Annotated in this window: 15 protein-coding genes and 1 pseudogene; 12 read left to right on the top strand and 4 right to left on the bottom strand. The window is 75.6% G+C overall.

The window, feature by feature from the left end:
* The first annotated feature begins 188 nt into the window (after positions 1-188).
* The 3 genes from ACFWEK_RS07160 (at position 189) to ACFWEK_RS07170 (ending at position 3140) form a co-directional block, all read left to right on the top strand.
* Entirely contained in the window at positions 189-1199 is a 1011-nt protein-coding gene (locus ACFWEK_RS07160) for a LacI family DNA-binding transcriptional regulator (RefSeq protein ID WP_430553590.1), read from the top strand.
* Positions 1200-1260: 61 nt separating this feature from the next.
* Positions 1261-2064, top strand: a complete 804-nt coding sequence (locus tag ACFWEK_RS07165; protein WP_430553591.1) for a ThuA domain-containing protein — start codon at positions 1261-1263, stop codon at positions 2062-2064.
* Positions 2061-3140 carry a Gfo/Idh/MocA family protein gene (locus tag ACFWEK_RS07170; RefSeq protein WP_430553592.1) on the top strand — a complete coding sequence of 360 codons (1080 nt, stop codon included), beginning with the start codon at positions 2061-2063 and terminating at the stop codon, positions 3138-3140. The genes ACFWEK_RS07165 and ACFWEK_RS07170 overlap by 4 nt, the downstream gene beginning before the upstream one ends.
* Positions 3141-3174: 34 nt before the next feature.
* On the opposite strand, the gene ACFWEK_RS07175 is transcribed toward ACFWEK_RS07170, so the two are convergent.
* Positions 3175-5403, bottom strand: a complete 2229-nt coding sequence (locus ACFWEK_RS07175) for a prolyl oligopeptidase family protein (protein WP_430553593.1) — start codon at positions 5401-5403, stop codon at positions 3175-3177.
* A 191-nt stretch (positions 5404-5594) separates the two neighbouring features.
* Here ACFWEK_RS07175 and ACFWEK_RS07180 point away from each other — a divergent pair, with 191 nt between their 5' ends.
* The 5 genes from ACFWEK_RS07180 to ACFWEK_RS07200 are packed head-to-tail and all read left to right on the top strand — an operon-like array spanning position 5595 to position 9585.
* Positions 5595-6971 (top strand): ATP-binding protein, encoded by a 1377-nt coding sequence (locus tag ACFWEK_RS07180; protein WP_430553594.1) that lies wholly within the window; start codon positions 5595-5597, stop codon positions 6969-6971.
* Positions 6968-7414, top strand: a complete 447-nt coding sequence (locus ACFWEK_RS07185) for a roadblock/LC7 domain-containing protein (RefSeq protein ID WP_430547528.1) — start codon at positions 6968-6970, stop codon at positions 7412-7414. Before ACFWEK_RS07180 ends, ACFWEK_RS07185 begins: the two co-directional genes overlap by 4 nt.
* Positions 7411-7761 (top strand): DUF742 domain-containing protein, encoded by a 351-nt coding sequence (locus ACFWEK_RS07190; protein WP_429766862.1) that lies wholly within the window; start codon positions 7411-7413, stop codon positions 7759-7761. Before ACFWEK_RS07185 ends, ACFWEK_RS07190 begins: the two co-directional genes overlap by 4 nt.
* Positions 7742-8359: an ATP/GTP-binding protein gene (locus ACFWEK_RS07195; protein ID WP_430553595.1), complete on the top strand. Its 618-nt coding sequence runs from the start codon at positions 7742-7744 to the stop codon at positions 8357-8359. The genes ACFWEK_RS07190 and ACFWEK_RS07195 overlap by 20 nt, the downstream gene beginning before the upstream one ends.
* The gene (locus ACFWEK_RS07200) at positions 8356-9585 is read left to right on the top strand and encodes a hypothetical protein (protein ID WP_430553596.1); all 1230 of its coding nucleotides are present in this window, start codon (positions 8356-8358) and stop codon (positions 9583-9585) included. The genes ACFWEK_RS07195 and ACFWEK_RS07200 overlap by 4 nt, the downstream gene beginning before the upstream one ends.
* Before the next feature lie 45 nt (positions 9586-9630).
* On the opposite strand, the gene ACFWEK_RS07205 is transcribed toward ACFWEK_RS07200, so the two are convergent.
* A complete protein-coding gene (locus ACFWEK_RS07205) occupies positions 9631-11118 on the bottom strand; it encodes a flavin-containing monooxygenase (protein ID WP_430547525.1) in 1488 nt (495 codons plus the stop codon).
* 144 nt (positions 11119-11262) lie between these two features.
* On the opposite strand from ACFWEK_RS07205, the gene ligA reads away from it, so the two are divergent.
* Together ligA and ACFWEK_RS07215 are read left to right on the top strand one after the other, a co-directional pair.
* Positions 11263-13704, top strand: a complete 2442-nt coding sequence (ligA, locus tag ACFWEK_RS07210; RefSeq protein ID WP_430553597.1) for an NAD-dependent DNA ligase LigA — start codon at positions 11263-11265, stop codon at positions 13702-13704.
* Between the two features lie 22 nt (positions 13705-13726).
* Complete coding sequence (locus ACFWEK_RS07215; RefSeq protein WP_430553598.1) at positions 13727-14839, top strand: hypothetical protein; 1113 nt, start codon at positions 13727-13729, stop codon at positions 14837-14839.
* 45 nt (positions 14840-14884) lie between these two features.
* On the opposite strand, the gene ACFWEK_RS07220 is transcribed toward ACFWEK_RS07215, so the two are convergent.
* Positions 14885-15763 carry a dihydrodipicolinate synthase family protein gene (locus ACFWEK_RS07220; protein WP_430553599.1) on the bottom strand — a complete coding sequence of 293 codons (879 nt, stop codon included), beginning with the start codon at positions 15761-15763 and terminating at the stop codon, positions 14885-14887.
* A 25-nt stretch (positions 15764-15788) separates the two neighbouring features.
* On the bottom strand, positions 15789-16970 hold the full coding sequence (locus tag ACFWEK_RS07225) for an ROK family transcriptional regulator (protein WP_430547521.1): 1182 nt from the start codon (positions 16968-16970) through the stop codon (positions 15789-15791).
* Positions 16971-17047: 77 nt separating this feature from the next.
* Between ACFWEK_RS07225 and ACFWEK_RS07230 the strand changes: the two genes are divergently transcribed.
* Positions 17048-18601, top strand: a complete 1554-nt coding sequence (locus ACFWEK_RS07230) for a sugar ABC transporter ATP-binding protein (RefSeq protein ID WP_430553600.1) — start codon at positions 17048-17050, stop codon at positions 18599-18601.
* A pseudogene (locus ACFWEK_RS07235) lies at positions 18598-18857 on the top strand (ABC transporter permease); the annotation flags it as partial. The gene ACFWEK_RS07230 and the pseudogene ACFWEK_RS07235, both read left to right, overlap by 4 nt.

Raw genomic sequence — 18857 nt, forward strand, 5'->3', positions numbered from 1 at the left:
GTGCGCCTTCTCCTACGGCCAGGATGAACGGTGGGACACGCAGACCTTCGCCTGGGCTCGACCCGCGGGCCCCGCCGACACCCTTGCCGCCCCGGCGGCGCGTCGCTAGTGTCGTCGACCATGCGCGTCGATGCGCATCGATGACCTTCGCCGGGATCCGGCGACGTCCGCCGACGACGGGAGACGACGTGCCGAAGGGGCCGACCAGCGCCGACGTCGCGCGCGAGGCCGGGGTGTCGCAGTCGACGGTCTCCTACGTCATGAGCGGCAAGCGCCCGATCTCCCCGGAGACGCGGCGGCGCGTCCAGGAGGCCATCGACCGCCTGACCTACGAGCCGCACGCCGGGGCGCGGGCCCTGGCCGGGCACCGCACCAGCACCGTCGCGGTCGTGGTGCCGGTCGACCCGGACTCCAGCGTGCAGCGCCTCATGGTGTTCGTCGAGGAGATCCTGCTGGCCGCGCGGCGGCGCGACCACGACGTGCTCCTCGTGACCGCCGACGAGGGCCCGGCGGGGCTGCGCCGGGTGGCGGGTCGCTCGCTGTGCGACGCCCTCGTCGTCATGGGGGTCGGCACCGACGACGACCGCGTCGACGTGGCGCGGGAGCTTTCGCTGCCCGTCGTGTTCATCGGGATCCCGGACGACGCCGAGGGGCTCGACTGCCTCGACTTCGACTTCGAGGCCGCGGGCGGGCTGCTCGTGGCCGAGCTCGCCGACCTGGGGCACCGGACGGTGGACGTGCTGGGCTGGGGGCCGGACGTCACCGCGCAGGGCATCAACTTCGTGCCGCGGTTCGAGCGCGGGGCGCGCGCGACGGCCGCGGAGCGCGGCGTCGAGCTGCGCTGGCACGGGCCGGCCGGCGAACCGGACGTGGGGCGCGTCGTCGACGACGTCCTCGCGTCCGGCGAGGGGCCCGGCCTCGTGCTCGCGACCGCGATCCCCGCGACGTTCCGCGCGCTGGCGGACCGGGGCCGCCGGCCGGGTCGGGACGTCGACGTCGTCGGTCTGGCCCTCGACGCCGAGGCCGAGCCGCACGGCCTCACCGCCACGTCGCCGCGGCCGCGCGACGTGTCGCGGCGCGTGATGGAGCGCGTCTTCGCCCTGCTCGACGGTGACGCACCACCCGGCGGCGAGCAGGAGCTCGCGCCCGCGGTGCTGGTGCGGCGCACGTCGACACGGACCACGCCGGTCGCCGGCTGACCCGGCCCGACCCGCCACCACCCTCCGCCGCACCGACCCGCCACCACCCGAAGGAGAGACCATGACCGCACCGATCCGCGTCACCGTCTGGGGCGAGAACCGCCACGAGCAGCTCGAGCCGTCGGTCGCCGCCCGCTACCCCGACGGCATGCACGGCGCCGTCGCGCAGGGCATCGAGGAGAACCTCGGCGACGGCGTGCGCGTGCGCACCGCGACGCTCGACGACCCCGAGCACGGGCTCACCGAGGAGGTGCTGCGCGACACCGACGTGCTCACCTGGTGGGGCCACGCCGCGCACGGCGAGGTCGCCGACGAGGTGGTCGAGCGGGTGCACCGGCACGTGCTGGAGGGGATGGGTCTGGTCGTCCTGCACTCCGGGCACTGGTCGAAGATCTTCATGAAGCTCATGGGCACCACCTGCACCCTGCGCTGGCGCGCCGAGCACGACCGGGAGCTGGTGTGGACGATCGACCCGACGCACCCGATCGCCCAGGGCATCCCGCACCCCATGATCATCGAGGAGGACGAGATGTACGGGGAGTTCTTCGACGTCCCCGCCCCGGACGAGACCGTCTTCCTCAGCACGTTCTCCGGCGGCGAGGTGTTCCGCTCCGGCATCACCTACCGGCGTGGCTTCGGCAAGATCTTCTACTTCCGCCCCGGTGACCAGGAGTACCCGACGTACTTCCACGACGGGGTCCGCAAGGTCATCTCCAACGCCGTCGGGTGGGCCGTGACCGTGCGTCCCGACCGCACGGCCCCCACGCTGCTGCGCTACGAGACCGAGGACTTCTACCGCGGCCAGGGCTACGGCGGCGCGCTGAACGACGAGGCCCGCGCCGCCGCCGCGGAGGCCGGGCTGTGAGCACCTCGCTCGTCCTCGTCGGCGCCGGCGGCATGGGTCGCGCGTGGCTCGCGGCGATCCAGGCGGAGGCGGGCGCCGAGCTCGCCGGCGTCGTCGACCTCGACCTCGACGCCGCCCGCGGGGCGCTCGCCGACGCCGGGCTCGCTGACGTCCCGGTCGGGACGGACGCCGTCGCGCTCGCCCGGGAGACCGGTGCGCGCGCCGTCGTGAACGTCACCGTCCCGGCCGCGCACCACCCCGTGACCACGGCCGCGCTGTTCGCGGGGCTGCCCGTGCTGGGCGAGAAGCCGGTGGCCGAGTCGGTGCCGCGCGCGCTCTCGCTCGTCGCGGCCGCGGAGGTGACCGGGGAGCTCTTCGTCGTGAGCCAGTCGCGCCGCTACAACCGGCAGCTCTTCGCCTTCCGGGAGCAGGCCCGCACCCTCGGCGACCTGGGGGTGCTCACCACCGAGTTCTTCAAGGCGCCGCGCTTCGGCGGGTTCCGCGACGCGATGGCGCACCCGCTGCTGCTCGACATGGCGATCCACCCGTTCGACACCGCCCGGTTCCTGCTGGGTGCCGAGCCCGTCTCGGTGTACTGCGAGGAGTTCAACCCGTCGTGGAGCTGGTACGACGGCGACGCCGCGGCGACCGCGGTCTTCGAGATGACGGGCGGCGTCCGCTACTCCTACACGGGCAGCTGGTGCAGCCCGGGCCAGGAGACGTCGTGGAACGGGGCCTGGCGGCTCTCGGGACGGGACGGCACGGCCGTCTGGGACGGCGACCACGACCCCGTCGTCGAGGGGCCGCGCGACGCGGCGGAGGGTGCGGACCCCGGCGACGGGATCGCCGGGTCGCTGGCGACCTTCCTCGCGGCGCTCGACGGCGGTCCCACGCCCATGGGCGAGGCGCACGAGAACGTGCTCAGCCTCGTCATGGTGGCGGCGGCGGTCGAGTCGGCCGCCACGGGCGCGAAGGTCCTCGTCGACGACCTGCTCGAGCGCGCCTACGCCGAGGCCCTCGCCACGGAGACGCGGGAGGACGTGCGCGCGCAGCTCGCGTCGTGGACGTCGGTGCGCGCGGCCCTCGGGCCGGCCTGACACGGGCCCCGGCGGGCCGCCGGGACCGGGCCGGTCAGGCGAGGCGCTCGCGCAGGAACGTCCAGGCCAGGGCTGACATGTGCGCGGCCTGCGCGTTGTTGGCGGCGCCGCCGTGGCCGCCCTCGACGTTCTCGTAGTACGTGACGTCCGCGCCGGGCCCGCCCGTGGCCAGCATGAGCGCCGCCATCTTGCGCGCGTGGCCCGGGTGCACGCGGTCGTCCTTGGTCGACGTCGTGAACAGGACCGGCGGGTAGGCGCGGCCGCCCTCGAGCAGGTGGTAGGGCGAGAAGGTGCGGACGAACTCCCAGTCGTCGGTGTCGGGGTCGCCGTACTCCGCCACCCACGACGCGCCCGCGAGCAGGTGCGAGTACCGCTTCATGTCGAGCAGCGGCACCTGCACCACGACCGCGCCGAACAGGTCGGGGTACTGCGTGAGCATGTTCCCGGCCAGCAGCCCGCCGTTGGAGCCGCCCTGCGCGCCGAGGTGCTCGGGCGTCGTGATGCCGCGGGCCACGAGGTCGCGCGCGACGGCCGCGAAGTCCTCGTACGCCTTGTGCCGCCGCTCGCGCAGCGCGGCCTGGTGCCACGCGGGGCCGTACTCGCCGCCGCCACGGATGTTCGCGACGACGTACACGCCGCCGCGGGCGAGCCACGCCCGCCCGACCGTGCCGGAGTAGCCCGGCAGCAGCGGGATCTCGAAGCCGCCGTACCCGTACAGCAGCGTCGGCGCGGTGCCCGGCGTCGTCGGGTCGGCCGGGCCCACCAGGTCCTCGCGGCCCACGACGAAGTACGGCACGCGCGTGCCGTCGTCGGAGGCTGCGAAGTGCTGCACCGCGACCATGCCGTCGGCGTCGAAGTACGCCGGCGCGGCCTTGAGCGGCTCGGGCGCGCCGGGCTCCGCCCCCGGCCCGACGACGGCCGCCAGCGCGAGGGTGGACGGCGTGAGGTAGCCGGTGGTCGTGACCCAGACGTCGTCGCTGTCGAGGGGGTCGACGGCACGCACGCCGACGGTGAGCAGCCCGCCGCCGAGCGGGAGCTCCGAGCGGGTCCAGGGCACGCCGGCCGCCGTGCCGGGGGACGCGTCGGCGGGCGGGGTGAGCACGTGGACGGCGTTCTTCACGTCGTCGAGCACGTTGACGACCAGGTGGTGGCGCGTCCACGAGGCGCCGACCAGCGATGTCGACGGCGTGGGCTCGAACAGGACGGTGAGGTCGCGCGAGCCGGCCAGGAACGCGTCCGCCGGCGCGGCCAGCAGCGAGCCGGCGGCGTACGTGGTGCCCGCCGGCGCCCAGTCGTCGCGCAGCTCGACCAGCAGCCACTCGCGGTGGAAGCCGACCTCCGCGGACTCGGGCACGTCGATCTTCACCAGCCGCTGCTCGGGCGTCCCGACCGCCTCGGCGAGGAACGTCTCCGACCGGTAGAAGGCGATCGAGCGGCTCACGAGGTCGCGCTCGAAGCCCGGCGTGCGCGAGCGGCGCGCGGAGATGTACATGTCGTCGTCGGTGCCCTCGTAGACGACGACGGCGTCCTCGATCGGCGTGCCGCGGCGCCAGAGCTTCGCGATGCGCGGGTACCCGGACGGCGTCGTCGTGCCCGGGCCGAAGTCCGTGAAGGCGTACACCGTGTCCTCGTCGGCCCAGGCCAGGCCGCCCTTGGCGCCGGTGCGGCCGTCGTCGCGCGCCGTGTCGCGCTCGAAGCCGCCCTCGGAGGCGGGGACGAACCGCTTGGCGACGAGGTCGAACTCGCGCGTGACGTCCGCGTCCGAGCCGCCGGGGGAGAGGTCGACCAGCGCCCGGCGCCAGGGCTCGCCCGCCGCGAGCTGCTCGGGCGTCGGGCGCAGCAGCGACGCGCCGTGCCACACCCAGCTCTCGCCCTCCGCCGCGGCGAGCGCGTCGAGGTCGAGCACGGTCTCCCACTCCGGCGCGTCGGTCCGGTACGAGTCGAGGGTGGTGCGGCGCCACAGGCCGCGCTCGTGCGCGGCGTCGCGCCAGAAGTTGTACAGGTGGTCGCCGATCCGGGAGACGTCGGGGATGCGCTCGTCGGAGTCGAGCACCTCGCGGACCGCCGCCTCGGTCGCCGCGAACCCGGGGGCGGCACCCACGGTCGTGTGCGCGTGGTCGTTGCGGCCGCGCACCCACGCCAGCGCCTCGGTGCCGTCGACCTCCTCGAGCCACGCGAACGGGTCCGGCCGGGCCGGGTCGAGCGGGGACGGCGGGGCGGCGGGCGGGTCCGACGGTGCGGTGTCGACGTGCTCGGCGGTCATGCTCGGCACCCTAGCCGCCGGGCGCGCCGACGGGCGCGGGTGCCTTTCACCCGGGGGGTGCCCGTGGTAGAAACTCCTGGTCAGGGCATTGATCCCGCTATGGACGTTCCAAGGGTTTCGCGGAGAACGCCGCTTTCGGAGCGGCACGGTCACGTCCGCCGGGACCCGATCCTTCCACCCACGGGGGTGCGGTGAGCACGACGACCTCTGCCGGCCCGCGCGCGACGACGCGCGTGCCGGCCCAGCTCTGCGCGGCCGCGGCCGTCCTCTGCCTCGCGGCCGTGCCGGTGCTCGGCGACCGGCTGTCGCCCGCAGGCTCGGCGTCGCTGTCCGGCGTCGCCGCGCTGCTCGTCGTCGTCGCGGTCGTGGCGCTGTCCCGCGCCGTCGCGCGCGGCGACCACGACCGGGCGGTGCTGCGGGCGGAGCGCGACGAGCTGGCGGCCGAGCTCGCGGCGGCCGCCGCAGCGCTCGAGGACGCGACGGCCGAGCTCGCGCGCACCCGCGAGGCTCGCGACGACCAGCGCGCCGCCGTCGAGACCGCCGTCGTCGCCCTGGGGCGCAAGGTGCAGGCGTCGGCGCACCGCATCCAGGAGGAGGCGGCGCGCATGGTGCAGCGGCACGCGGCCGACCCCGACGTGCTGCAGACGTCCATGCGGATCGACCACGCCGCCGCGCAGCACGCCCGCCAGGCGCAGAACCTCGTCGCGCTCTGCGGCCGGCGTCCGGGGCAGACGTGGGACGACCCGCTCGCCCTGCCCGACGTCGTGCGTGCGGCCGCCGGGCGGATCACGGCGTTCCAGCGCGTCGAGGTCTCCGGCGACCCGGGGCTGGCCGTCGTCGGGCGTGCGGTCGAGCCGATCGTGCACGTCCTCGCCGAGCTGCTCGCCAACGCGACGCAGTGCTCGCCGCCCAGCACCCAGGTGCTCGTCGCGATCCGGCAGGTGCAGCGGGGCGCGGTCGTCGAGGTCGACGACTGCGGCGTCGGGATGGCAGCCCGCGAGCTCGAGCGGGTGCGTGCCGTCGCATCCGGGGCGCGGCCCGTGGGCATCGCCGACCTGGGCGAGGTGCCGCAGACCGGCCTCGCGGTCGTCGGGTCGTACGCCCGCGCCCTCGACCTGCGGGTGGACCTCACGGAGTCCGTGTACGGCGGCCTGCGCGCCGTGGTCATGGTGCCGGCCGAGCTCGTCACCGCGGCCGCCGCGGCTCCCGGCACGCTCGCCCCGAGCGTCGACGACCCGTGGCCCGGGCCCGCCCCGGAGGCCCCGGCCACGCCGGAGACGGCGGCCGCCCAGACCCACGGCAGGACGCCGGGACCGGACGGCGCCCCGGCCCTGCCGCAGCGGCGCTCGCGCCGCGGCCCCGCAACGGGGACCCAGCGCTCGGTGCCCGCCGCGCCGCCGTCCGCCCCGACCGCGGCCGTCCCGGTGCAGACGGCGGAGGAGGCCGGCGCGTGGATCGGCGCGTTCTTCTCCGCCGACCGCGACGCCACCACCGACGGCGCCCCGACCACCGACCACCCCAGCCAGCAGCCGTCCGCCGTGCCGGACGTGACCTCGGAGGACTCATGACGACCCCGACCACCGACGCGACGCCCGCGCTCGCGCACCCGGACAGCTGGATGCTCGACCTCGTCGCCGGGGTGCGCGGCGTGCGCCACGTCGTCGTGCTCAGCTCGGACGGCCTGGTGAAGGTCCGCACGGACGTGACGCCCCCGGACACGGCCGACAAGGTCGCGGCGGCGTGCGCCGGCCTCGTCGCACTCGGCATGAGCATGGGGCGGGAGTTCGGCGCCGGCGACGCGCTGCGCCAGGTGCTGGTCGAGTTCGACGGCGGCTTCCTCTTCGTGCGCGGTGCGGGCGACGGCTCGCGGCTGGCGGTCGTCACCGACGCGGCGGTCGACCCGGGGCTCGTGGCCCAGCAGATGCAGGCCCAGGTGCTGATGATCGGCGAGCGGACGCTCGGCACGGACGTGCTGCGCCCCGCCGTGCCCGCCGACGGGGAGACGCGATGACGGACGGCTACCGCGACCACCCGGTGCGCTCGTACGTCCTCACGGGCGGGCGCGCGCACCCGAGCCGCAACACGCTGCGGCCGGAGACGCTGCTGTGCGCGGTGGACGACGGCCGCGAGCTGCCCGTCGGCGCGGGCCGGCACGAGCGCGCACTGCTCGAGACCTGCCGCGGCACGCTGGCCCTCGCCGAGCTCGCCGCGTACCTGCGCCTGCCCACCAGCCTGGTCGCCGTCCTCGCCTCCGACCTGCTCGACGCCGGCTACCTGGCGGTCCGGTCGCCGGCGACCCACGACCTGCCGGGCGTCGACCTGCTGGAGGAGGTCCTCGATGGTCTCCGCCGGTTCTGAGGCGCCACCCGTCGACCCCGCCTCCCTGCACCTCGCGTCCACCGTCGAGCGGTCGGTCAAGGTGCTCGTGGTGGGCGCGTACGGCGTGGGCAAGACGACGCTCATCGGCGCGGTGAGCGAGATCCCCGTGCTGAGCACGGAGGAGACGATCACGGCGGCCAGCCTGGGCGTCGACCCGCGGCTGGGGGAGAAGACCACGACGACGGTCGCGATGGACTTCGGGCGCGTCACGGTGGGCGGCACCACGGCCCTCTACCTGTTCGGCACGCCCGGGCAGAAGCGCTTCTGGGACCTGTGGGCGGGGCTGGCGGACGGCGCGGTGGGCGCCCTCGTCGTCGTGGACACGCGCCGGCTGGAGGACAGCTTCGAGGTGCTGGACCAGCTCGAGGAGCACACGGCGCTGCCGGTGACCATCGTGGTCAACGAGTTCCCGGACGCGCCGCGGCACACCACCGACGCGGTGCGCGCCGCGCTCGACCTGCCGGCGGACACCCCCGTCGTCGCGGGCGACCTGCGCGAGCGACGCCAGGCCGTGGAGGCTCTCCAGGCGCTCGTCGCGCACGCGGTGCGTCTCGCGCGCGCGGGCGAGGCCGCATGAGCCTCACCGGGGCGGTGCGCGTGGTGCGGCTCGAGGACGTGGCCGACCGGCCGCTGCTCGCCGACCTGGCGGGCGCGCCCGACCCGGCGGCCCGGTACGAGGCGCTGCGCTCGCGCTGGGGCGCCCTCGCGCCCGTCGACCTCGAGCCGGGCGTGCCGGCGTGGCTCGCGCTCGGCCACGCCGAGGTCGCCGCCGTCCTGCGCAACGAGGCGATGTTCTCCCGCGACGCGCGGCACTGGGGGTACGAGGCGGAGGGGCTGGTCGGTCGGCGCTCGGCGACCCGCGCGCTGCTCGCGCCGCGCGACGGCGCCCATGACCGCGACGGTGCGGAGCACCGGCGGCTGCGCACGCCCCTGGCCGACACGCTCGACGCCGTCGAGGACCGGCGGGTGCGACGCACGACGGACGTCGCCTGCGCGTCGGCGCTGGACCGCCTGGCCGCCCGCGGCACGGCGGACATGGTCGCGGAGTACGCCGTCGACGTCCCGGTGCGGGTGCTGGCCGACCTGCTCGGCATGACGCTCGCGGACGCGCGCCGGATGCACGAGCTCACCGTCGCCCAGCGCTCCGGCACGGACGACGCCCACCCGGCGTCCGTCGAGGCGGAGGACCTGCTCGCGGGCTTCGTCGCCGGGCGTCGCGCGGAGCCGAGCGACGACCTCACGTCCGCGCTGCTCGCGCACCCCGCGCACGAGAACGACCTCGAGGTGATGGCCGCCGTCGGGCTCGTGTTCGCCACGGCGCACGACGCCGAGATCGCGTGGATCGCCACCGCGCTGCAGCGGCTGCTCGCCGACCCGGCGTTCGCCGCCCGCCTGCACGGCGGCCGCCTCTCGCTCGACGACGCGCTGGACGAGGTGGCGCGCGACGCGCCCCCGCTGCCGCACCTGCGGCCGCGGTACGCCCTCGCGGACGGCGAGCTGGGCGGTCAGGCGATCGCCGCGGGCGACGCCGTCGTGCCGGCGGTCGCGGCCGCCAACGCCGACCGCACCGTCCGCGCCGCGGACCCGTGGGAGCAGGTCGACGCGCGCTTCCACCTCACCTGGGGGACGGGCGCGCACGCGTGCCCGGCGCACCGGACGGCGCCGCTGATCACCCGGACCGTCGTGGGGCACTTTCTCGCCCGGGTCGCGGACATGGAGCTCACCGTCGCGCCGGCCGACGTCGAGCCGGTGCGCTCGGCGTGGGTGCGCTACCCGCGGGAGCTGCCCGTCCGATTCCGGTGACCGGCGGACCGGCGGACCCTGACGGGTCGGCCGGCCCGCCCGCGGTCAGCCGATCCGTGCGCGCAGCCGGCCGGGCAGGTGCCGGTACGCCTTGGGGTCCACCGGCAGCAGCCACTGGCCCGCGCGGGTGGCCGCGGGCAGCTGCAGGTCGAGGTCCGTCAGCATCTCGTCGATCTGGTGCAGCGAGAACGGGATGACGTTGGTGCCGCGCGCGTGCTTGCCCTCGGTGCGCTTCTCCATCCATTCCACGCGGCTCGCGACGAGCTCGCGCCGCTCCTCGACGGGCGGCACGTCGACGGCGTCGGCGAGGTGGGCCGCGGTCCACAGCGCGGCGACCTCGGCCGACAGCGGGCTGAACAGCGACGAGTTGTACCCGGCGAAGGTCAGGTGCGGCACGTCGTGCGGCAGCACCTGCCGGTAGAGCTGGAAGTTGCCGCGGTCGTCGAGCAGGCGTGCCTGCAGGTCGTCGTCGAGGAACGGCACGCGCTGGTGGAAGCCGGTGCCGCACACCACGAGGTCGGCGCGGACCGTGGTGCCGTCGTCGAGCACGGCGACGGGGGCGCCGTCGTCGTCGACGGCGAGGCGCTCGATCTCGGACTCGCGGTGCACGTCGATCCTGCCCTCGGCCACCTGCTCGAAGAAGCCGTCGGTGGCGAGCGAGACGGTGGAGCGGGCGATGTCGGCGAACTCGCCGCGCGGCACGAGCCCGAGCTTCTCGAGGTGGAACTGCCTGACGGACACCGCGCCGACGCTGGCGAGCATCGACTTCCGCACGCCGTCGCCCGGGCCGTGCAGGAACTTCTCCATGCCGCCGGACAGCGTCTCGTAGCGGAACAGGCCCTCGCCCATCCGGGTGAGCAGGAGGTACTTGTAGTTGAGCGCGTTGCCGAGCCGCTTGGGCAGCTTCCACAGCAGGTGCCGCGCGACGACCTGGGTGCTCGCGGCGACCGGGGCGATCTCGGCGGCGACGTCGCACGCGGACTTGCCGTACCCGACGACGACGACGTGTTTGCCGCGCGCGTCCTCGAGGGACGTGAGCTGGCTCGAGGCGACGACCTTGCCGCCGGCGCGCAGCAGCTGCGCGAGGCCCTCGAAGCGCGGGATCACCGGGTCGGAGAAGATGCCGTTCGCGACCACGACGTGGTCGAAGCGCTCGGGCTCGCCGACCGGCTCGCCCGCGTGGCGCGCGGTGACGAACCAGGCGTCCTCCGCGGGGGTCAGCTCGGCGCGCACCACCTCGGTCGACAGCCGGAGCGCGCCGCGCAGGTCGTGGAGGTCGACGTACCGCTCGAGGTACGCCTGCACCTGCTGGCCGCTGGGCCACTCGGGGTAGTCCTTCGGCATGGGCAGGTCGGAGAAGGCGTACGAGCCCTTGTTGTTCTGCGTGGTGAGGCCCGAGTAGCGGCGGCTCGCGCTCCACACGCCGCCGACGTCGGGGGCCTTGTCGAGCACGGTGACGTCGTGCCCGAACTCGCGGAGCACCTTGGCGCTGGCCAGGCCGGCGAAGCCGGCGCCGACGACGGCGATCTTCATGGGCGTCCTTGCTGTCGGTCGAGAGGGGGCCAAAACGCCAGAATCGTAGCGGTTCGGACAGCATCGGGACAGGCCTTCTCGCAGGTCGGGCCGCTCGAGGTGCCCGACCCGGCCGGTGTCGGCGGCACGCGGCAAGATGGGCCCGTGACGGACACCGAGAACACCCTGCTCGACGAGGCCACCGCACAGCGCCGCTGGGCCGAGCTGGTCGCCCTCGTCGAGGAGGACCAGCGCGCCTACTACGAGGACGACGCCCCGCGGGTGTCCGACGCCGAGTACGACGCGCGGATGCACGAGCTGGAGGCGATCGAGGCCGCGCACCCGGCGCTGCAGACCCCCGAGTCGCCGACGCAGCGGGTGGGCGGCGCGGCCGCCGCCGGGTTCGCGACGGTCGAGCACGTCGAGCGCATGCTCAGCCTCGACAACGTGTTCTCCGTCGACGAGCTGCGGGCGTGGGACGCCCGCGTGGCCCGCGACCTGCGCGCCGAGCACGTCGGCTACCTGTCGGAGGTGAAGATCGACGGCCTCGCGATCGCCCTGCTGTACGAGAAGGGCCGCCTGGTGCGCGCGGCGACCCGCGGCGACGGCCGCACCGGCGAGGACGTCACGCAGAACGCGCTCCGGATCGCCGACATCCCGCGACGGCTGGCGGGCGACTGCCACCCCGACCTCGTCGAGGTCCGCGGGGAGGTCTTCATCCCCGTCGCGTCGTTCGAGCGGCTGAACGCGCTGCAGGCAGAGCTCCGCGACCGCGTCGTCGCCGAGTCCCGCGCGCGGCACGACGGGCGCGCGACCTCCGCCCGCCCGTTCGACGAGGAGCGTGCCCGGGTCGCCGCCCTCCGCCGCTTCCCGCAGTTCGCCAACCCGCGCAACGCGGCGGCCGGCGGGCTGCGCCAGCTGCTCGACAAGAAGGAGGGCATGGAGCTCGAGGCCGGGGTCGCCCGCGTGGAGTCCCTGCGCCTCTACGTGCACGGGATCGGCGCCCTGCAGTGGACGGCGGGGGAGCACACCGAGCTGGCCCGGCAGTCCGAGGCGTACGAGCACTTCGCGCGGTGGGGGCTGCCGGTCTCGCCGCACAACCGCGTGGTCGAGGGGATCGACGGCGTCGTCGAGATGATCGAGTGGTTCGGCGCCCACCGCCACGACATCGAGCACGAGCTGGACGGCATCGTCGTCAAGGTCGACGCGCTGGGCGACCAGCAGCGGCTGGGCGCGACGAGCCGCGCGCCGCGGTGGGCCATCGCCTACAAGTACCCGCCGGAGGAGGTCACCACCCGCCTCGTGGCGATCCAGGTGGGCGTGGGCCGCACCGGCCGCGCGACGCCGTACGCCGTGATGGAGCCGGTCCTGGTGGCGGGGTCCACGGTGCGGCAGGCGACGCTGCACAACCAGGACGTGGTGAAGGCCAAGGGCGTGCGCATCGGCGACATGGTCGTGCTGCGCAAGGCGGGCGACGTCATCCCCGAGATCCTCGGGCCCGTGACCGCGCTGGCCGACGACGGCTACCCGCGCGAGGAGTTCGTCATGCCGGAGCGGTGCCCCGAGTGCGGCACCCCGCTGCGGGCGATGAAGGAGGGCGACGTCGACCTGCGCTGCCCGAACGCCGAGTCCTGCCCGGCGCAGGTGCGCGGGCGGGTGGAGCACATCGGCTCGCGCGGGGGCCTGGACGTCGAGGTGCTCGGCGAGGTGACGGCGTCCGCGCTCACCCAGCCCGAGGTGCCCGAGGTCCCGCCGCTGCGCACCGAGGCGGGCCTGTTCGACCTCACGCTGGACGAGCTGCTGCCCATCGAGGTCGTCGTGCGCGACGCCGAGACCGGGCTGCCCAAGATGGACGACGACGGCGTGGCCCGTCGCCGGACGCCGTTCCGGAAGAAGGTCACGTCCACCAAGGCCCGTCGAGCCGAGGCCGAGGCGGCGGGGGAGGCCCTGCCGCAGTGGGAGCCGACGGCCGCGGCCACCAAGCTCCTCGACGAGCTCGAGCTCGCCAAGACCAAGGACCTGTGGCGCATCCTCGTCAGCCTCAACATCCGGCACGTCGGGCCCGTGGCGGCCCGGGCGCTTGCGGGCTGGTTCGGCTCGCTCGACGCGGTCCGCGCGGCGTCGCGCGAGGAGCTGGCCGCCGTCGAGGGCGTGGGTCCGATCATCGCGGACGCGCTGCTGGCCTGGTTCGACGTCGAGTGGCACCGCGAGATCGTCGACCGCTGGCAGGCGGCCGGGGTGCGCACCTGGATCCCGGACCACCCGGGGCCCGAGGCGATGGCGGCACAGGCGGACGAGGGGCCGACCGGCCCGCTCGCCGGCCTGACGGTCGTGGTGACGGGCTCGCTCGAGGGGTACAGCCGCGACGGCGCCAAGGAGGCCGTCCTCGCCGCGGGCGGCAAGGCGGCGGGGTCGGTCTCGAAGAAGACGGACTACGTCGTCGTGGGCGAGAACGCCGGCTCGAAGGCGGCGAAGGCGGAGGAGCTCGGCCTGCCGATCCTCGACGAGGCCGCGTTCACCCGGCTGCTCGAGGGCGGCCCGGCCGCGCTGGGCGAGGGCGAAGGCGACGACGTGAACGGGGGCGCGAACGGGGGCGAGGACGACTGACGCCCGGGGCTACGATGCGCGGGTGCCGGACACGCTCTCCTTGAATCAGACCGCCTCGCCCCTGACGCTGCGCGGCGCCCACCTCGTGGGCTCCGTGAACCTGCCCTCGGCGCGGGACACCCTGCGCACCGTCGCGACGCGGCTCGGCGCGCACGCCCGCCGCATCCCCGACGGCGAGGTGGGCGAGCGGTTCCACTGGATCCTGTTCCAGGGCTCGCGGTTCGAGGCGGTCGAGGGACTGGTCCGCGTGGGCGACGAACCCGTCGTCGTGGCGGGCTTCGACGTGCGGCCGCACGTGCTCGACGGCTCGGTGCCGGCCAAAGGGCTGCGGTTCGGGCCGCTGGGGTACGCGGAGGCGGCGCGCGCCTCGTACGCGGACTTCGTCGCCCTGCGCGCGGAGGGCGTGATCGCGCCCGGCACGCGGTTCCAGGTCTGCCTGCCCTCACCGCTCGCGGCCGTGACGACCTTCGTCGCGCCGGCCGACCGCGCCGCGGTGCACCCGGTCTACGAGGCTGCCCTGGTGCGCGAGCTCGAGGAGATCCTCGCGGCGGTCCCGGCCGAGGACCTCGCCGTGCAGGTCGACCTCGCCACCGAGTTCGCCTTCGTCGAGGGTGCGAACCTCGGCGGCGGCGCCGCGCGGGCGTGGTTCGACGCCGGCGCCGGCGGGGACGAGGGCGTCGTCGCGGGGTGCGCGACCCGCGCGGCGCGGTTCGCGGCGCACGTGCCGGACGGCGTCGAGCTCGGCTTCCACCTTTGCTACGGCGACGTGGCGGAGAAGCACTTCGTCGAGCCGGCGGACACCGGCCACCTGGTGGAGATGGCGAACGCCCTGGTCGCGGCGCTGCCGCGCCCGATCACCTGGGTGCACCTGCCCGTGCCGATCGACCGTGACGACGTCGCGTACGTCGCCGCGCTCGGCGATCTCGCGCTGGACCCGACCACCGAGCTCTACCTCGGCGTCCTGCACCACGAGGACGGCGTCGAGGGCGCCGCGCGCCGCCTCGCCGCCGCCGCGCAGGTGCTGGGTGGCCGGACCGTCGGCGTCGCGACCGAGTGCGGCTTCGGTCGCGGTCCGAGCGAGCGCACAGCGGCACTGCTGGACTTGCACGTCGCGGTGCTCGAGCGCGCGGGCTGACGTCCGTCGGCGCGGGCGGGGCGGCGCGGGGCGCGGGCGGCGCGGTCAGGGGCGGCGCGCGACGGCGTCCCGCAGCGCCGCCTCGTCCGCGGGGGTGAGCGGCACGAGCGCGTCGCGCGGCGGCGCGGTCGGCGTGCCCAGCAGGGCGGCGACGGCGTGCAGCGCCGTCACCGGCCGACCCGTCCCGGCCACGGCGTGCGCGACGCCGAGCAGCCAGGCCCGCGCGTCGTCGGCGCCCGCGCCCCCGCGGACCCGCGCCTGCCGGACGGCGACGTACTCGGCCGGGGCGAGCGCGGCGAGCCCGGTGTGCCAGGCGTCCGCGGGCTCGGCCCCGCCGACCAGCGCGGTGTCGCCGCTGAGCCCGACGGCGACCCCGGCGGCCCGGAGCTCGGGCACGCGCCCGCCGGGCCGGGACGGCAGCGAGGCCGGGTCCTTGACCGCGACCACGGAGCCGTCGTCGCGCAGCGTCGCGAGCAGGTCGGGGGAGACGTCCACCCCGAGCTGCACGGGCTTGTTGTAGAAGCACACCGGAGCGCCGGGGACCGCGGTCGCGACCCGCGCGAACAGCGCGCGCACCTCCGCGTCGTCGAGCGGCAGGTACGCGAACGGGGGCAGCACGAGCCCCGAGGCGCCGGCGTGGATTGCGGCCCGGGCCCGTGCGACGACCCGGTGCGCCGACTCCCCGGCGGTGCCCACGTGCACCGGCGCGCCGCCCGCGGCCGCCACGGCGCCCCGGACCACGGCGTCGCGCTCGTCGTCGTCGAACGAGACCCCGGAGCCGGACGTCGCCAGCACGACGACGCCGTCCGCGCCGGCGGACACGGCCGTGGCGACGAGGGCCTCCAGGCCGTCCAGGTCGATCGACCCGTCCTCGGCCAGCGGCGTGATCGGATAGGCGAGGAGGCCGGTGAACGCCGAGGTCATGCGCGGCATCGTACGGACGGCGCGCTCAGGCCGTGAGCGCGTCCACCGCCTCGGGGGACAGCGCGTGGTCGGCGGCCATCGCGGCGGCGCCGAGCACGCCGGCCTGCGCGCCGGTGCGCGCGACGGCGATGCGCAGGTGCTGGGTGGCCAGCGGCAGGGACCGCCGGTAGACCACCTCGCGGATCCCGGCGAGCAGGTGCTCGCCCGCCTCGGCGAGGATGCCGCCGAGCACGATGACGGACGGGTTGAGCAGGCTGACGGTCGCGGCCAGGACGCTGCCGATCTCGCGACCGGCCTGGCGCACCGCGCGGCCTGCGGTGACGTCGCCGCCGCGGACCAGCGCGACGACGTCCGAGGGCCCGGACACGTCCAGGCCCTCGGCGCGGAGCCGGACCGCGAGGGCCTGCGCGCTCGCGATCGCCTCGAGGCAGCCGACGTTGCCGCAGCGGCAGACGATGTCCTCCGCCCCGGGCACGGCGATGTGCCCGACGTCGCCCGCGGCGCCCTGCGCGCCGCGTCGCAGCGCGCCGTCGGCGATGATGCCCGCGCCGATGCCGGTGGCGACCTTGACGAGGATGAGGTCGGGGACGTCGGGCCAGGCGATGCGGTGCTCGCCGAGCGCCATGATGTTCACGTCGTTGTCGACGAGCGCCGGCGCGTCGAAGTGGCCGCGGAGGATGCCGGGCACGTCCGCGTCGTCCCAGCCGGGCATGATCGGCGGGTTGTTCGGGTGCCCGGTCGCGTGCTCGACGGGGCCGGGCAGGCCGACGCCCACGCCGGCGAGGTCGCCCAGCGAGCGGCCCGCGGTCTCGAGCAGCTTGCGCCCGGTGTCCGCGACCCAGCCGAGCACGGGCTCCGGCCCGTCGGCGATCGCGAGGGGCGCGTCGAGCTCGGCGAGCACGGTGGACGCGAGGTCGGTCACGGCGAGCCGGGCGTGGGTGGCGCCGAGGTCGACGCCCAGCACCACCTGCGACGACGGGTTGAACGCGAAGGTGGCGGGCGGGCGTCCCCCGGTCGAGGTGGCCTCGCCGGCGGGGGCGATGAGGCCCGCCGCCATGAGGGCGTCGATCCGCCCGGCGACGGTGGACCGGGCCTGCCCGGTGAGGGTCGCGAGCTCGGCTCGGGTGCGGGCCCGGCCGTCGCGCAGGAGCTGGAACATCTCGCCGGCCCCGGGGGTGCGAGGCCCGATCGCTGCGCCTTCCGTCATGACCGTAGTCAATCACGATCGAATAACACCCGTCTTTTGCTTGACGATCGACAGAAGTGCGTCCTAGGTTCGGACGCATGGTCGACGTGGACCGCGACGACGCGGCACCGCCGGAGGGCAGCGACGCCCCCGCCCCTCTGCTGCGCATGGAGGGCATCGTCAAGCACTTCCCGGGCGCCAAGGCGCTCGACGGGGTGGACCTCGACGTGCTCCCGGGCGAGGTGCACTGCCTGCTCGGCCAGAACGGCGCCGGGAAGTCCACGCTCATCAAGGTCCTCGCGGGGGCGCACCAGCCCACCGCCGGCCGGATCGTGCTGGACGGCGAGGAGGTCGTGATCCCGCACCCGGTCGCGGCCCTGCAGCGCGGGGTCGCGACGATCTACCAGGAGCTCGACGTCGTCGACGGGCTGACCGTCGCGGAGAACGTGTTCCTCGGCCACGAGCTCGACCGCGGCGGGTTCACCCAGCGGCGCGAGGTCGCCGCCCGCACGCGCGAGCTGCTGGCGCGGCTCGGCCACCCCGAGATCACGCCCCACCGCGAGGTCGGCCAGCTCTCGGCCGCGGGCAAGCAGGTCGTGTCCATGGCGCGCGCCCTGTCCCACGACGCGCGCGTCATCGTCATGGACGAGCCGTCCGCCGTGCTCGACGCCGGGGAGGTGCGCAACCTCTTCCGCGTGGTCCGCGCGCTCACGGAGCAGGGCGTCGCGGTCGTGTACATCTCCCACCGCCTGGAGGAGATCCGCGAGATCGGCGACCGCATCACGGTCCTCAAGAACGGGCGCACGGTGGGCCGCGACCTCCCGGCGGCCACCACGCCCACCACGGAGCTCATCCGCCTCATGACCGGGCGCAACGTCGAGTACGCGTTCCCGGAGCGCCCCGGCGTCCCCGACGGGGCCCCGGTGGTGCTCGACGTCGAGGGGCTCGGTCTCGGGGGCACGTTCGACGACGTCTCGTTCCAGGTCCGGGCGGGGGAGATCGTGGGGCTGGCCGGCCTCGTGGGCGCGGGACGGTCGGAGATCCTCGAGACGCTCTACGGCGCGCGGCGGCGGACGGCGGGCAGCGTGGCGGTGAACGGCCGCACCCTGCGCGCAGGGTCGGTCGACGCCGCGGTGGCAGCCGGCATCGGGCTGTGCCCCGAGGAGCGCAAGAGCCAGGGCCTCGTCCTCGACGAGCCCGTCTACCGGAACGTCACCCTCTCCACGTTCGCCCGGTTCGCCCGCGGCGGCTGGCTCGACGAGCGCGCCGAGCGCGCGGCGGCGCGCGAGCAGGTCGCTGCCCTCGACCTGCGGCCCACGGACGTCGACCGCGCGGCCCGCACCCTGTCGGGCGGCAACCAGCAGAAGGCGCTGCTCGGCCGGTGGCTCGTCCACGGCTGCGACGTGCTGCTGCTCGACGAGCCCACCCGCGGCGTCGACGTCGGCGCGCGGTCGGAGCTCTACTCCCTCGTGCGCCGGCTCGCCGACGCCGGGACGGCGGTGGTCGTCGTCTCCAGCGAGATCCCCGAGGTCCTCGGCCTCGCCGACCACGTGCTCGTGGTCTCCGAAGGGCGCGTCGTGCACCGGGCACCCGCGCAGGACATCGACGAGCACGGCGTGCTCGACCTCGTCATGGAAGGAACCACCGCATGAGCACCCAGGTGGAGTCGCCGTCCGCCGGCACGTCGCGGCCCTCGTGGCTCTCGGGCCCGGCAGGCCGCACGATCGGGCTCGTCGTGGCCCTGGTCCTCGTCGCCGTGGTCGGCGTGATCACGGGCGGCGAGCGTTTCGCCAGCCTCGACAACGTCATGACCATCCTCCGGCTGGCATCGGTCACCGGGGTCCTCGCCATCGGGATGACCTTCGTCATCACGGCCGGGGGGATCGACCTCTCGGTGGGGTCCCTGAC

It is taken from the genome of Isoptericola sp. NPDC060257 (genome assembly GCF_042726645.1).
Lineage (GTDB): Bacteria > Actinomycetota > Actinomycetes > Actinomycetales > Cellulomonadaceae > Isoptericola > Isoptericola nanjingensis.

Coding starts and splice junctions, on each gene's coding strand:
- ACFWEK_RS07185 (WP_430547528.1), top strand. CDS start 6,968: ATGACGACCCCGACCACCGACGCGACGCCCGCGCTCGCGCACCCGGAC.
- ACFWEK_RS07200 (WP_430553596.1), top strand. CDS start 8,356: ATGAGCCTCACCGGGGCGGTGCGCGTGGTGCGGCTCGAGGACGTGGCC.
- ACFWEK_RS07230 (WP_430553600.1), top strand. CDS start 17,048: ATGGTCGACGTGGACCGCGACGACGCGGCACCGCCGGAGGGCAGCGAC.
- ACFWEK_RS07225 (WP_430547521.1), bottom strand. CDS start 16,970: ATGACGGAAGGCGCAGCGATCGGGCCTCGCACCCCCGGGGCCGGCGAG.
- ACFWEK_RS07190 (WP_429766862.1), top strand. CDS start 7,411: ATGACGGACGGCTACCGCGACCACCCGGTGCGCTCGTACGTCCTCACG.
- ACFWEK_RS07195 (WP_430553595.1), top strand. CDS start 7,742: ATGGTCTCCGCCGGTTCTGAGGCGCCACCCGTCGACCCCGCCTCCCTG.
- ACFWEK_RS07165 (WP_430553591.1), top strand. CDS start 1,261: ATGACCGCACCGATCCGCGTCACCGTCTGGGGCGAGAACCGCCACGAG.
- ACFWEK_RS07220 (WP_430553599.1), bottom strand. CDS start 15,763: ATGACCTCGGCGTTCACCGGCCTCCTCGCCTATCCGATCACGCCGCTG.
- ACFWEK_RS07175 (WP_430553593.1), bottom strand. CDS start 5,403: ATGACCGCCGAGCACGTCGACACCGCACCGTCGGACCCGCCCGCCGCC.
- ACFWEK_RS07205 (WP_430547525.1), bottom strand. CDS start 11,118: ATGAAGATCGCCGTCGTCGGCGCCGGCTTCGCCGGCCTGGCCAGCGCC.